Consider the following 14224-nt stretch of genomic DNA (forward strand, 5'->3'; position numbering starts at 1 on the left):
CCACCTTCACTGTGCTAGTCTGTCCGCTATCCAGGAGCGGTAGGCTGCGGCCGCGGCCCCGCGTGCCCAGTCGGTGAAGGCTCCGTCGCGCACGTGCAAAGTGAGTCCGGGTTCGTCCGGGTCATGCATTTTGGCCAGCCCTTCACCTACGTGCAGCTGTTCGCAAGCCGCCAGCGGGGCAAGTTCACCGCCCACTACCACGTGCGAAACTAGCGAGACGTTACCAACTATGCTCAGCGCCCGCCGCAGGGCGCGCGCATAGTTTTCCGTCACTGCCAACCCTGCGCCCTCGCCCTGGCGAAGAATTTGCTGCAGCGAGCGCACAAAGGCGTCCGCATCGTCGATTGGGGCCACCTGCACCCCGGCCGCGCGCAGGTTGTTGTAGAGGGCGGGCATTGCCAGCACCGCGCAGGCGCAACCGTGGTGGCCCAACTCGCACACTACTTCTTCGCCGGCGATGGGCACGTGCCCAATCAGGCCTATGCCAGAATAGGGGCTTTCCAGTAGTTTGCCGCCGCGCACTACGGCGTGACCGACCCCCATGCCTATGGTCAAGATGGCAAAATCAGCGCATTTTCTGCCCACCCCAAACCACAGTTCTGCCAGCGCAAACGCGTCCGCGTCGTTCACAAATACGGTGGGTTTTTTGCTGCCCCAGGCAGCCCCCAGATCGCTGTCGCGCCAACCGTAAAACGGTGCGCGGCTAACCCAACCTTTTTCGGTTACGGCCCCACCCAGGGAAATCCCGGAAGCGGTGATGCGCCGGGGGGCAATCTTGGCTAATTCGCCAAGCAGTTCGTTGCCGAGGGCGGCAACCGCTTGAGTGGAGTGGTCGGATAGTTCAGCTTCTAAAGACTCCAGTACGGTGCCGCTTCCATCCATGAGCACTGCGGTGGCCCCGCGGGTGTGAAAGGTAATTCCAGAAAACAACAGTTTTGAGGACGGTTGGACAGCAATTGCCGGGCGCCCCACCGTGGGTTCGGCGCCCTCGCCCTCTTCGACGATGCCGGCTTGAATTAGCTGTTTCACCAACCTGGTGGCCGAGGCTGGGGACAGGTCGAGGGCGGAGGCCAGCACGCGCCGTCCCACCGGCGCGGTGCGGACAATCTGGTGTGCCAGTTGCACGGCTGAAGACCCCATTGTCACCTTCTTCAAGATGGTCGCGGCTAAAATACGGCTTTTATTTTACCGTAAAACAAAGTACAGTGGTTGCATCGCTTTTCACCGTCGAAAGGTTCCCCATGGCAAAGACGCAGATACTTCCCCTATCCAATGGCGGCACCTGCCTAATTCTAGACATAAAATCTACCGAAACCGCAGGTCCAATTTATTGGGGTAAGGAAATTTCACTACCCGAAGGCGACGCTGCGCCCTTGGATAGGAAATTCTTTACGCCGGGATTAGCCCCCAGTGCAACGGACACCCCCGCAACACTTAGTTTGATTCCGCAACAATCAAATGGCTGGTTAGGCACCATTGGGCTACAAGGTTCGCGCCACGGCAAAGACTTCGCCCCCAAATTCGCCCTCACAGACGTCGCCGCCACCAAAACCACAGCCGAACTCTGCTACGAAGCACGCGAGGCCGCCCTCGAGCTAAAAATAAACGTAAAAATTACAGATTCTGGCCTGCTGGCGCTTTCTGCCCAACTCACAAATACCGGGCGGGACAACTACGAGCTTTCCCGCCTCGCCCTCGCCCTGCCCACCCCGGCCAAAGAAAACCAAATACTCGACCTCGCCTCGCGCCACCTGCGCGAGCGCCACTTGCAAACCCACGCCTTCACAGTGGGCACCCACCTGCGCCAAAACCTGGTGAGCCGCGACTTTGCAGGCTCCACCTTGCACGGCACGTGCACACCGGGGGCAGCATTCGAGACGGGCAGTGCCCACCTCATTCACGTGGGCTATTCCGGTTCTGTGCAAACGTGGGCCGAGAAGACCAGCTCGGGCATAACCTACCTTGCCGGCGGCGAATACCTGTACCCCGGGGAAGTGATTTTACCTCCCGGCCGCTCTTACACTTCCCCCACCCTGTTCGGCTCGTGGGGGGAAGGATTAAACCAGGTGGCAGCGCGTTTCCACGGTTACGTACGCGGCCTCGATTCGCACCCGAGCTCACCCCGGCCTGTCACTCTGAACGCCTGGGAGGCGGTCTACTTCGACCACTCCTTACAACCCCTTCTTGACCTGGTCGACAAGGCAGCCGAAATCGGGGTAGAACGCTTCGTGCTAGACGACGGTTGGTTCGGCGCCCGCCGCGACGACACCAAAGGCCTGGGAGATTGGCAGGTTTCCCAAGAAGCCTGGCCGAACGGCCTCGGCCCGCTCGTGGACGCGGTCACCGGTAAGGGCATGCAATTTGGGCTGTGGTTTGAACCAGAAATGGTGAACCTGGATTCGGATTTGGCCCGCGCTCACCCCGAGTGGATCCTAGCTCCCTCCCGCGAGCGCTACCCCGTTGAGGCGCGCCACCAGCAGGTGTTGAACCTGGCTGACGAAGGGTGTTTTGACTACGTGTTCACGGCTGTGAGCAAGGTGCTGTCGCAATACCAGATTTCGTATGTGAAGTGGGATTACAACCGCGACATTTTAGAGGGCGGAGCGCGTGGGGAGGGTAGGGCGGCCTACCGCTCGCACGTGCAGGCACTGTACCGGCTAATAGACAAGTTGCGGGCGACTTTCCCCTATCTGGAGATCGAGTCGTGTTCTTCTGGCGGGGGCCGCATCGACTTGGGGATCATGTCGCGTTGCCAGCGCGTTTGGGGGTCAGACTGTATTGATCCGCTAGAGCGGCAGGCCATTCACAAGGGCGAACTATTACTGCTACCTCCGGAGCTCATTGGTTCCCATGTGGCCTCTACGGTTTCGCACACTACGGGGCGCTCACATTCGATTGACTACCGTGCAATCACCGCGCTATTCCAGCATTTTGGCATCGAATGGGATTTGCGGGCGGCCACACCCACCGAACTCGAGCGGCTGTCCGCCTGGATAAAGGTTTACAAAAAGCTGCGCCCTCTGTTGCATTCTGGCACTACCGTGCGCCTAGACAGCCCTGATTCGGCTCTTTCCTGCCGTGGGGTGGTAAAAGGTGGCGAGGGCGTTTTCGAACTCACCTGCCTTTCGACCTCGCAAAACGCCCCCTTTGCGCCGATTCGTCTGCCCGGTTTAGATGCCGAGGGCGAATACGAAGTTTCGCTGGAAGGGCCGGCCCAACAAATATTCGATCCGCGCAGCGCCCCGGCCTGGTGGCCCCAGTGGGGGCAAACTGTGTCCGTGCCCGCGGCCGTACTTAGCGAAGTGGGAGTGCCGATCCCCACCCTGCTGCCCGAATCGGCACTACTGCTGAAAGTTTCAAAGAAGAAATAGGAACGCCATGTCCGCAACCAAAGCGCCCGCCCGGCGCAAATCAAAATTGGGCCTGTGGGGCACCGTCGCCCTCTTTTTGGGGCCCGCCTCGATAGGGCTAATCGTCTTCTACCTGCTCCCCGCAATTAGGGGCCTGTACTGGTCGTTTACGGAATACCACGTGCTCACCCCACCCAAGTTTGTGGGAGGGGCCAACTACGCCCGCATGTTCAGCGACCCCCTGTTCTGGAACGCCCTGTGGGTGACCTTCTACTACGTGGTGTTGAACATTGGTTTTCAAACCATCATCGCGGTGGTGCTAGCCGTTTTGTTGCACAAACTAACCAAATCTACGTTCATCCGCGGCACCGCGCTGCTGCCCTACTTCGTCGCAAACGTAATTGTGGCCCTGCTGTGGTATTTCATGATGGATTACAACATCGGCATCGTGAACTCGCTGCTGCAGTGGGTGGGGATCGACCCGGTGGCCTTCTTCGGGGACGAAAAATGGGCCATCCCAACCGTGGCCGCTATCAACGTGTGGCGGCACATGGGCTACACCGCCCTCCTCGTGTTTGCGGGCCTGCAAACCATAAACCCGCAAGTTTACGAAGCCGCCTCCATTGACGGGGCAAGCGAGGTACGCAAGTTCTTCTCGATCACCCTGCCGCTGCTGCGCCCCGTAATGGCCATGGTGTTAGTGGTGACCATGATCGGCTCGTTCCAAATCTTCGACACCATCTCGGTCACCACCAAGGGTGGGCCGGTAAACGCCACCCGAGTCCTCTACTTCTACATCTACGACCTAGCCTTCGGCCAGCTCGACTTCGGGTACGCCTCCGCCCTCGCCGTAGCACTATTCGTGCTGCTGCTAGCGGTAGCGCTGATCCAAATGAAGCTAATGCGAGCTAGCGAATCCGACGAATTGTGAGGGCGAAAATGACTACCGCAACCGCTTTTGCAACAGCAGAACAAAAACAGAAAAACGCCAAACTAACTGGGCGCAAAGGTACCAAAGTAAGGCGCGGGCTCGGCCACTACCTAGCCTGGGCTAGCCTACTGGTAATCCTGGCAATCACCGTGGTGCCGTTCCTGTGGATGCTGCGCACCTCCCTAACCCCCAACTCCGAGATCACCGGTTCGCTATCCAACGTGATTCCCGCCCACCCCACCCTCGACGCATACAGGCGCGTGTTAGGCCTTACCAGCCTGGACGAAAACCTGGCCCAAGGCGGGGCGGGAGCCCAAATAAACTTCTGGGTATACATGCGTAACTCGGCCATAGTATCGACCGTGGTGGCCGTAGGGCAGACCCTATTTTCCGCCATGGCAGCCTACGCCTTCTCGCGCCTAAAATGGCCCGGCCGCAACGTAGTATTCACGTTCTTCCTATCGGCACTAATGATCCCCTCAATATTTACGGCCATCCCCAACTTCGTACTCATAAAAGAAATGGGGCTCCTAAACACCTACGCCGGAATCGTACTGCCCACCCTCTTGATGACCCCGTTCGCCATCTTCTTTTTGCGCCAATTCTTCCTTGGCATTCCACGCGAAATAGAAGAGGCCGCACTGTTAGACGGCGCCTCGCGCATAGGCACCTTCTTCCGCGTGATCATCCCCATGGCAAAGGCACCAATCACCACACTATTCGTGCTGACCTTCATCACCCAGTGGAACGACTACCTGTGGCCACTACTAGTGGGACAAAACGAAAAAGTGCGCGTACTGACCGTAGCCCTAGGCATCTTCCGCTCCCAAACCCCGCAAGGAGCCCCCGACTGGTCTGCCCTCATGGCAGCCACCCTACTCGCGGCGGTACCAATCATGATTCTCTTCGCCCTCCTAGGGAAACGAATAGTCAATTCCATCGGATTTTCAGGCCTGAAGTAACAAGGAACGCAAAATGAACAAACAACGCAAAGGGGTCCTCGCCCTCGCCCTTGGGACTATAAGCGCCCTTCTGCTTGCTGGGTGTGCCGGCGCCAACGTGGGCGAACGCGGAAAGACCACCATCAACTACTGGCTTTGGGACAGTGCCCAACTGCCCGGCTACACCGCCTGCGAAAAGGCCTTCGAAAAAGAAAACCCGACCATAGACGTGCGCATCAACCAATACGGATGGGACGATTACTGGACTCAAATAACCGCCTCTATGGTGGCAGAAACCGCCCCCGACGTGTTCGTAAACCACACCCAACAAATGCCCAAATACCAGCAGCTAGGGCAAATATTGGACGTATCCGAACGCGTCAAAAAAGACGGCGTAAACCTGAGCGCCTACCAAAATGGGCTAGTCGACCTCTTCAAAGGCAAAGAAGGCAAAGGCCTCTACGGCCTGCCCAAAGACTGGGACACCGAAGGCCTCTTCTACAACGAAACCTACCTAAAAGACGCCGGTTACACCCCCGCCGACCTGTGGAACCTGACCTGGAACCCCAAAGACGGGGGTACCTTTGAAAAATTCCTGGCCCACATGAGCGTAGACAAAAATGGCGTCCGCGGAGACGAAGAAGGCTTCGACCCCAAACACGTAGACGTCTACGGGCTCGGCTACAACGAATCCGGGGCAGGCTACGGGCAGGTGCAATGGTCTACCTTCGCCCTGGCAAACGGGTGGCGTTACAACGCCGACGAGGCAGAGGCCGGCAAGTGGATCACCAAATGGAACTACGACTCGCCCCAATTGGCCGAAACCATCAACTGGTGGAAAGGACTAATCGCCAAGGGGTACATGCCTCCTCTAGCAGCCGCCACCTCCGGGGTAGGCACCATCGAATCGCTGTCTGGAGGCAAATACGCCACCCTGATCGAAGGGGCCTGGCAAAACGCCAACATCAAACCCAAGATGGAAAAATGGGGCGTAAACGTAGCCCCCGCCCCAATCGGGCCGCACGGCTACCGCGCCTCCGTAATGAATGGCGTAGGCGACTCCATATTCGCCGGCACCAAACACCCCAACGAAGCCTGGCAATGGGTCAAATTCATGGGCACCCCCAAATGCCAAAACCTAGTAGCCAAACAAGCAGTCGTCTTCCCCTCCCTCAAAGAATCCAGCCAAAAAGCAATCGAAGCGGTCTCAAAGTTGGGCTACGACGCAAACGCCTACTCCACCTACCTGAAGGACAATGGACGCGCGGTCCCTTCCCCCGTAACCGCCCGGTGGGATCAACTCCAAACCATCATGCAACCGGCAATGGATGCGGTAGTAGGCGGGTCCAAACCCACCGAATCCCTAAAGGAGGCAAACAAGCAAGTAAACGCCCTCTTCAACAAGTAAACGCCCCCCTTCACATAGTTGGCGTGCAAAAGGCGAGCCTGCCGGAGCACCGCGGCCGGTGGGCTCGCTCTACACAAACAATTGTGTTAGTCATAAAGAGTGAATTTTAGCGCTCATCACCCCCGTTTCCACGTTCGCCCCGAAAAAGGTTGGCTGTCGAACCCGGCAGGGTTATACCGTTCTGCCGGCGTAACCCACATTTTCTTCCAGCACAACCCCAACTCGACAATCCGCGAGCAGGTGCACTGGGGGCACGCCGCCTCCAAAGACATGCTGAACTGGACCAACCTTCCCGAAGCCCTGCGGCCCGAGCTAGAAGGCGTCGACGACAACGGTTGCTGGGGTGGCACCGCCCTCGCCGAGGGCGACACCGTCAAGCTGGTGTACGCGGGCGTCAGCGGCGTATCAAACGGGGTATGCCAACCCATTGTGGCTACGGGCAGCCCCGACACCAAAGTGTTCACAGACAAATCCCCCGTCCAGGTCGAGGGCCGGCAGGCCGAAGCCGCCAAACTGGGTGCGCCCTGCGTGTTCGTACACGACGGCTTCCGCTATGCCATCCAGGGTGGGCAAGTTGGCGACGAGGGCGGCGTAGTAATCTACGATGCCAACGACCTAGAATCCTGGCACGAACTAGGGGTGTTCTTTAGGGCCAGCGAAGCCCCCGGAGCCCTCTCGGCCCCCAACTGGGAATTCCCTCAACTGGTGAACCAGGGTGGGCGCTGGCTATTCATCGCCTCACTGCGCCAACGCGACACATTCAAAGATAGTGTCGGCTGGGCTTTAGGCACCATCAATTTCGAGGGCGAAGTCCCCCACTTCCACGCCACTAAGGCAGGGCGCGTAGACGACGGCCCAGACTTCTTCGCCCCCAAGATCGCCACGTTGGACGGCACCCCCACCATGTTTGCGTGGGCCCCCGAATCGAAGGTCCGCCCTCTTGGCGAGGTCGCCAAAGACGGCCAAGCCGGAGCCCTGACTTTCCCAAGAACAATTAGCATCGCCGAGGGCCCGAACGGAGCTGCCCCCTACTTCGCCCCCTTCGAAGGCCTGAAGAAACTGCGCCAAGAGGAAGTAAGCCTAGAGCAGGTGCAGGCTTTGCCCGCCTGGGAGGCCGAGTTCACGTCCGGGGGCAGCATAACCGTGGGCAAACGAATCGAACTAGACGTCGAGGCGGGCGACCGAATCCTAGTTGACGCCTCCCTGGTAGAGTTCTACCCGGCGCGGGTCGGCAGGGTTCCGCACACGCAGCGCCTAGACCCCACCGCGGGCATCAGCCTGGAGGTGCAGGGCGCCACGGCGAAATATTGGAAGTTGAGCAATGGGACGGAAACGACGGACTAACAAGTGGGCAGCGCCGGCTCGCCCTCTGCAAATGCGTCGCCTGGCATCAATGCCGCGCACCCAGGTGCGCGCCGGCAACACCTACCAAGTCCAACGCCTGCCCGCAGCCGAAAAGGAATACGTCTGCCCGGGTTGCAACAACACTATTGCAATCGGAAGCCCCCACGTTGTGGCCTGGATTACCGAGGGCGCATTCGGCCTCGACCAGGGGGTAGATTCGCGCCGGCATTGGCACCCCTACTGCTGGAACGCAGGCACCGTAGGACGCTAGGGGTGGCCTGGCCAGGCCTAGGACGGGCGAAAACATGCGGCAAAAAATAAAATAATTTCGATTATCACAGTGAATCTGATAATTTCTTAATGTACTTGAGATTCTCTCATCTCCCGTTACACCCGCACGGATGCGGGAAGGGAACTGGGTGCTCGTGTGCAAAGACAGCGCAGAGCCAACTGTGCAAGCCGTGTTGAGCTTTGCCCTGGGCAAATAGAGCCATTGCCCGGGGCGAGGCTCACCCATATGCCCCCAAAAGTAAACCTCTAGAAGCGGCCCCCAGGCATTTTGCCGCCCTCACACCTTTCCAAAAGAAATGGGTATTTCTAGACGTTTTAGCAGGTAAGGGGCATATTGACTGCGTTCTAATCTTTGGGGGCTAGGGTGAGGGGCGTATAAGAGTGCCCCGGATCGGAGATTGGAAGATGTCAGTTTTTGATTTCACCGTAAAAGCCGCCAACGGAAGTGACTACGACCTTTCTCAGCACCAGGGAAAAGTCTTGCTGATTGTAAATACTGCTTCTAAGTGTGGTTTCACCCCGCAGCTGGAAGAGCTGCAGCGCCTGCACGAAAAATATGCCGACAAGGGCCTGGTCATTCTCGGTTTTCCCTGCAACCAGTTCGCAAATCAGGATCCCGGATCTAACGACGAAATTCAGAGCTTTTGCAAACTCAACTACGGCGTCACCTTCCCCGTGCTAGCAAAAATAGAGGTAAATGGGCGCAACACCGAGCCACTATTCGAATATTTGAAGTCTGAAACGGGTGGAATATTTGCCGCAATAAAGTGGAATTTCACCAAATTCTTAGTTGGGCGCGACGGGCGGGTAATTCACCGGTACGCTCCCACCACTAAGCCCGCTTCTTTCGAGGGCGCAATCGAGCAGGCGCTGCAAAGCCAGGCATAATTTCCCCCGGTTTTGGCCCCACGGACTTTAGGGGCCTTCAGCGGGCGAGGCCAGGGGACGAAGCCAAGGGACGGGCGCTCAGAGGTAGGGGCTGCGCTGCCGGCGCTTCGGCAAGGCGCCCATCGCCCATTCTTGATAAGTTTTTCTTATGGGAAAAACCACCGTCGAACCTTCTACTTCCACCTCTATTTTGCAGCCAATTCAACCGGTCCAGGACGCGGTGATAAAAGCCAGCGACCTAACTAAGGTTTATGGGCGAGGTTCCAACCAGGTGGTGGCCCTAGACCATGTCGATGTGCAGATTGAGCGGGGGCGCTTTACCGCCATAATGGGCCCATCCGGTTCAGGTAAGTCCACGTTGATGCACTGCCTCGCCGGCCTCGACCGTGCTTCAGGCGGCAAAATAATGCTCGACGATATTGAGGTAACTCGCTTGACCCAAGCTAGGCTCACCAAGCTTCGGCGCGACCGCATTGGCTTCATTTTCCAGTCTTTCAACCTAATTCCCACGCTGAGCGCCGCCGAAAATATTACGCTGCCGGCCGATGTCGCCCACCGCAAACTCGACCCGGAGCGTTTCAACACGGTGGTCGACCAGATGGGCCTGCGCGAGCGCCTCTCCCACCGTCCCGCCGAGCTTTCTGGCGGGCAGCAACAAAGGGTTGCTTGCGCTCGCGCCCTGGTTGGCGATCCTGCCGTTGTTTTTGCCGACGAACCTACCGGGAACTTGGATTCGACCTCGACTCGGCAGGTGTTAGACCGCCTGCGCGGAGCCGTCGATTCGTTCGGCCAGACCGTGGTTATGGTTACCCACGAACCCGATGCAGCCGCCTACGCCGACCGCGTCCTGTTTTTGGTAGATGGCAAGGTGGTCGCCCAGCTAGAGGATCCGAATCCGGATTCGGTTTTAGATGCCTTGCGCGAACTCAATTCTGCCGAGGCCGCGGCCCAGCCGCCCACCACCGACACCGAGCTGCCTGCCACCGACACCGAGCTGCCTGGCACAGACTCCCAGCCTCCCAGCACCAAAGCGCAGCCAGAGCAAAACCACGGGGGCGAGGGCGCCCAGGGAACTGACGAGCCGGTTACGCGCGGCGGCTCCCACGTTGCCACTAGGGAAGTAGACGCTCCGCCGCACCCAACCCCGCCCACGGGCGAAATTCCATTGGCCTTCCCCCCACGTGCGCAGCGGAAGAACAAGTGATGCTGAAAGTTACTCTTCGCGGAATTCGCGCTCACCTGGGGCGTTTCCTGCTGACTATGATCGCGGTGGCCCTAGGCATTGCCTTCCTCTCGGGCACCCTGTCACTGCGGCAGGTACTGGACGACAATTTCAAGTCTCTTACCGCTTCGGCTCGTACCGCCGACGTGTACGTGGTGGGCCCGAAGATTTCCAATTCGTCCTCGCCCCTTACTATGCGCGACCAGGTGTCTATCGATTTGCAGAATAAGGTCAGCCAGGTCGACGGGGTGTCGAAGGTGCTGCCCTACTACGTGGCCACTTCCGTGCTCATGAAATCCGACGGCACGCCTTTGCGCTCTGCGGCAACGGCCATATCGCAGGTGGTCGAACCCGGCGAGGGCGGCCCCAAGCTAACCCAGGGCAAGCCGCCCCAGCAAAACCAGTTAGCCCTGCCGGTTCAAGATGGCAAGAAGTTTGGGCTACATCCGGGCGACAAGGTGAAGCTGGTTGCGGAAGGCACCCCCATGGACTTCACCGTGAGCGGCTTTTACAAGCTGCCTCAAGAGGTGAAGGCCTACCAGATCATCTACTTGAACCCAGAGCAGGCCCAAGAATTAATCGGTGCCTCCGGCAAGGCCATGTACCTTTCGGTTGCAACGGACAAGGGCGCTTCGGCCTCGCAGGTGGCAAAGAATATTGACAAGGTTTTAGAGGGCGGGAACCAGGCTCTAACTGCCAGCCAGCTAGCTGACGAGGACAATAAGACCATCGACCAGGTCCTGGGGTTTGTGAACACTTTCTTACTGGTGTTTGTACTGTTAGCCCTGTTCATTGGCACTTTCATTATTGCTAACACGTTCCAGATGTCGGTGAAGGCCCGCACCAAGGAGTTCGCTTTGATGCGCGCCGTTGGGGTCTCGTCGGGGCAAATCTTCACCTCTGTTGCCCTCGAATCCTTTGTGATAGGTCTTATCGGCTCTGTGGTAGGGGTGGCCGTTGGGACGGGGCTGCTATCGCTAATGGCCGCCCTCGTCACCCACCTCGGATTGCCTTTAGAGATCAAGCACGCGATGCCTTTGTCCGTGGCGGGGATCGCGCTGATAGTGGGCATTTTAGTGACCGTGTTAGGGGCGCTCCTGCCGGCGCGCGAAGCGGCCTCCACCGCACCCGTCGAAGCCATGCGCACCGCCCAGGGGGCGAACGAAAAGCCGCTCACCGTGCGCAACATTATTGGTGGCGTACTCGTCGCAGCCGGCTTATTCCTCACGTTTGCGGTAGCCACCAAAACCGTCCGTTTTTCCTCTCCGGGGTTGCTGCTGGGAATCGGGGCGGCCGCCCTCCTATTTGGCCTTATTGCGCTGCTTCCCACCCTAGCTAAACCAATCGCGTGGCTGCTTGCCTGGCCACTGCGAATCTTTAGGCCGCAGGGGCGAATCGGGCTGCGCAACGTGCTGCGTTCCCCACGCCGCATCGGTTCCACCGCCGGCGCCCTCCTTATCGGGATGGCGCTCGTTTCTGCAGGCTCCACCCTGGCTGCTTCGGTGCGCGAATCCACTGCGGACCAGATGAAGAACGAGCTGAAAGCTCCCCTGGTGATCAACACTATTCAGGGCACTAAGCCAACGCCGCTGTCGAAGCCGCTAAAGGATAAAATCTTGGCAGTTGACGGCGTCACTTCTATCAACGATTCGTTGCAGGTAGGCGTTGCCGCCGCCTACGGCGCTTCGGCTAGCCCGCGCCAGGCAAAACCCATTTTGGTGGGCCGCTTTTCCCCCGACCAAATGGCGAAGGATTTGAAACTGCAGGTAGAAGCCGGCAAGATCGCCGATTTGGGATCGCAAAAGATCGCTGTTTCCGAAGGTGCCAGCGAGGATTTGAAGGTGGGTTCCAAGGTCAACGTAATTGGCAGTTCGGGCACGCCCGTCCCCTTCACCGTCGTTGCCCGGTATAAGTCTGCTGTAATTCAGGCTACGGCTTTAGTTTTGCCGGACGAGGCCGACCGCGTGGGCCTTTCCCAGACAGTTTCCGGTGGGGCATTCTTGCGTTTGGCGAATCCCACCGACCACCAGCAGGTGGAAAAAGTGCAAAAACGGGTGCAAAACATTTTGAAGGACACCTACACGTTCGAAGTGCTTACGCCCTCTGAGTTGGATAGTTCTGTACAAACTGGGATCAACCAGGTTATGGGCATCCTTTATGGCCTGTTGGGGCTGTCGATAATCATTGCTATTTTGGGCATTGTAAATACGCTGTCGCTTTCCGTATCCGAGCGGACACGCGAGATCGGTTTGATGAGGGCGGTGGGCATGTCCCGTTTGGGAATTGCCGGAACCATCACTGTCGAATCGGTGTTGATCACAATTTTTGGCGCCCTGGCTGGCATTTTGACAGGCTGCTATTTAGGATGGGCGCTGCTTAAGTACCTGGGGTCCTCGGGAATAAACACTGTTTCTATCCCGTGGAATGTGATTATTGTTTTGGCGATTGGCTCTGTCGCTGTTGGGATTATTGCGGCAATCATCCCGGCCTTCAATGCTTCGCGCAAACCCATTTTGGAGGCGATTTCTGACGAGTGAGACCCCGCGGAGGCCGTTTGGCTCGAGGGAAATTTAACGCAAAAGGCGAGAAGTTTTCGAAATAGTGGCAAAATAAGGCCAGTACGTACCGTAAGCCCAGGAGGCCAATGTGACTAGTCCTTCCGTAGATCCAAAGGCGCATGCAGGCAGCACCGCCGCCGCCCCCATATCGAGCCCAACACCTGTCCGCACTCAGAGCGGATCTTCCCTGGGGGAATTGTTTTCGAAGTTATCTGACCAGGTACACACCCTAGTTCAAGGCGAGATTGATCTGGCTAAAGCCAAGGCCGGCCAGATGGCCAAGAAGTGTGGCACCGGTGGTGCGTTGCTGGCTGTGGCAGGGGTGTTGGCCCTGTACATGTTGGGGCTGCTGCTGTGGGCGGCCGTTTATGGCATTGCCGTGGCATTGCCCATGTGGGCCTCTTGCTTGATCGTTGCCGGCGTACTGCTGTTGATCATTTTGATCTTGGCGTTGATCGGTTCCTCTATGCTGAAGAAGGGCACAAAAGATAAGCCCGAACCACAAAAAGGTTTCAAAGAATCTATCGAAGCAGCTAAGACTGGCGCACAGAAGGGATTGGGCAAGTGAGCGAAAACCGCACTCCCGAACAAATTGAAGAGGAACTCCGGCGCGCGCGCAGGGAAATGCAGGACACCGTGGATCAGCTGGCAGCCCAGCTCGATCCCAAGGTGAAGGTCCAAGAATTTAAAGACACGGCCAAGGTTAAAGCTGAAGAGACGAAAGTGAAAGCTCAATCACTTTTCGCTCAGGTTCAAGCTGGCGACAAGAAGGCCATTGGCACGGTTGCTGGCGCAGCTGGGGCGCTAATTACTGCCCTTGGCATTGCCTACTTCGCTAAGCGAAACTAACTATTTCTTTACGGCGACATGGGTTCGCCAAAAGCTTATGGTTAGCGAAAGGGCGCAACGAAGTTGTACCCTATAGACACGAAACATTTAAGTTGAACATCCGGGACGCACCTTTGTGCCTTCCCGACGAGAAGAATAGAGGGGGTCGACCCCATGGGGCGCGGCCGTCAGAAGGCGAAACAGCGTAAGGTTGCACGCAAGCTCAAGTACTTCAGCGCCGATACCGATTACGCGGCATTGCAGCGCGAACTTGCGGCTCAACGAGGCGAGACGGTTGACTCGGACGACCAGGCGTCGTACGACGACGATCCGTATGCAAAGTACGCAGATAAATACGCGGACATGTATGCTGACGACGATGCTGATGACTGGGAAGACTGGGCATCAGCACACCGCTGACTAGTATTTTTTGGCGGCCTGGGCACTAACCAGGCCGCCAAAA

13 protein-coding genes are annotated in these 14224 nt (G+C 58.0%); 12 read left to right on the forward strand and 1 reads right to left on the reverse strand.

The features are described 5' to 3' along the window. Positions 1-6: 6 nt before the first annotated feature. Positions 7-1140: an ROK family transcriptional regulator gene (locus tag G437_RS0100075; protein WP_024330563.1), complete on the reverse strand. Its 1134-nt coding sequence runs from the start codon at positions 1138-1140 to the stop codon at positions 7-9. A 101-nt stretch (positions 1141-1241) separates the two neighbouring features. Here G437_RS0100075 and G437_RS0100080 point away from each other — a divergent pair, with 101 nt between their 5' ends. The 12 genes from G437_RS0100080 to G437_RS0100135 all read left to right on the forward strand — a co-directional run bounded on the left by G437_RS0100080 (position 1242) and on the right by G437_RS0100135 (position 14181). Next, complete coding sequence (locus tag G437_RS0100080) at positions 1242-3371, forward strand: alpha-galactosidase (RefSeq protein ID WP_024330564.1); 2130 nt, start codon at positions 1242-1244, stop codon at positions 3369-3371. A 7-nt stretch (positions 3372-3378) separates the two neighbouring features. Continuing rightward, complete coding sequence (locus G437_RS0100085) at positions 3379-4281, forward strand: carbohydrate ABC transporter permease (protein ID WP_024330565.1); 903 nt, start codon at positions 3379-3381, stop codon at positions 4279-4281. 8 nt (positions 4282-4289) lie between these two features. Next, on the forward strand, positions 4290-5243 hold the full coding sequence (locus G437_RS0100090; protein WP_024330566.1) for a carbohydrate ABC transporter permease: 954 nt from the start codon (positions 4290-4292) through the stop codon (positions 5241-5243). 13 nt (positions 5244-5256) lie between these two features. Continuing rightward, a complete protein-coding gene (locus G437_RS0100095; RefSeq protein ID WP_024330567.1) occupies positions 5257-6630 on the forward strand; it encodes an ABC transporter substrate-binding protein in 1374 nt (457 codons plus the stop codon). Positions 6631-6729: 99 nt separating this feature from the next. After that, a complete protein-coding gene (locus G437_RS0100100) occupies positions 6730-7974 on the forward strand; it encodes a glycoside hydrolase family 32 protein (RefSeq protein ID WP_024330568.1) in 1245 nt (414 codons plus the stop codon). Further along, entirely contained in the window at positions 7952-8245 is a 294-nt protein-coding gene (locus G437_RS0100105; protein ID WP_024330569.1) for a hypothetical protein, read from the forward strand. Before G437_RS0100100 ends, G437_RS0100105 begins: the two co-directional genes overlap by 23 nt. Before the next feature lie 425 nt (positions 8246-8670). Continuing rightward, positions 8671-9153: a glutathione peroxidase gene (locus G437_RS0100110; protein WP_024330570.1), complete on the forward strand. Its 483-nt coding sequence runs from the start codon at positions 8671-8673 to the stop codon at positions 9151-9153. A 148-nt stretch (positions 9154-9301) separates the two neighbouring features. Continuing rightward, positions 9302-10357, forward strand: coding sequence for an ABC transporter ATP-binding protein (locus G437_RS0100115; RefSeq protein WP_029769096.1), 1056 nt, complete (start codon positions 9302-9304; stop codon positions 10355-10357). Continuing rightward, a complete protein-coding gene (locus G437_RS0100120; RefSeq protein ID WP_024330572.1) occupies positions 10357-12912 on the forward strand; it encodes an ABC transporter permease in 2556 nt (851 codons plus the stop codon). The genes G437_RS0100115 and G437_RS0100120 overlap by 1 nt, the downstream gene beginning before the upstream one ends. A gap of 109 nt (positions 12913-13021) precedes the next feature. Beyond that, the gene (locus tag G437_RS0100125; protein WP_024330573.1) at positions 13022-13501 is read left to right on the forward strand and encodes a phage holin family protein; all 480 of its coding nucleotides are present in this window, start codon (positions 13022-13024) and stop codon (positions 13499-13501) included. Beyond that, positions 13498-13782, forward strand: a complete 285-nt coding sequence (locus G437_RS0100130) for a DUF3618 domain-containing protein (protein ID WP_024330574.1) — start codon at positions 13498-13500, stop codon at positions 13780-13782. Before G437_RS0100125 ends, G437_RS0100130 begins: the two co-directional genes overlap by 4 nt. 153 nt (positions 13783-13935) lie before the next feature. Next, positions 13936-14181 carry a DUF3073 domain-containing protein gene (locus tag G437_RS0100135; protein WP_024330575.1) on the forward strand — a complete coding sequence of 82 codons (246 nt, stop codon included), beginning with the start codon at positions 13936-13938 and terminating at the stop codon, positions 14179-14181. The last annotated feature ends 43 nt before the right edge of the window (positions 14182-14224 follow it).

The organism is Winkia neuii subsp. neuii DSM 8576 (genome assembly GCF_000420405.1).
GTDB classification, from domain to species: Bacteria; Actinomycetota; Actinomycetes; order Actinomycetales; family Actinomycetaceae; genus Winkia; species Winkia neuii.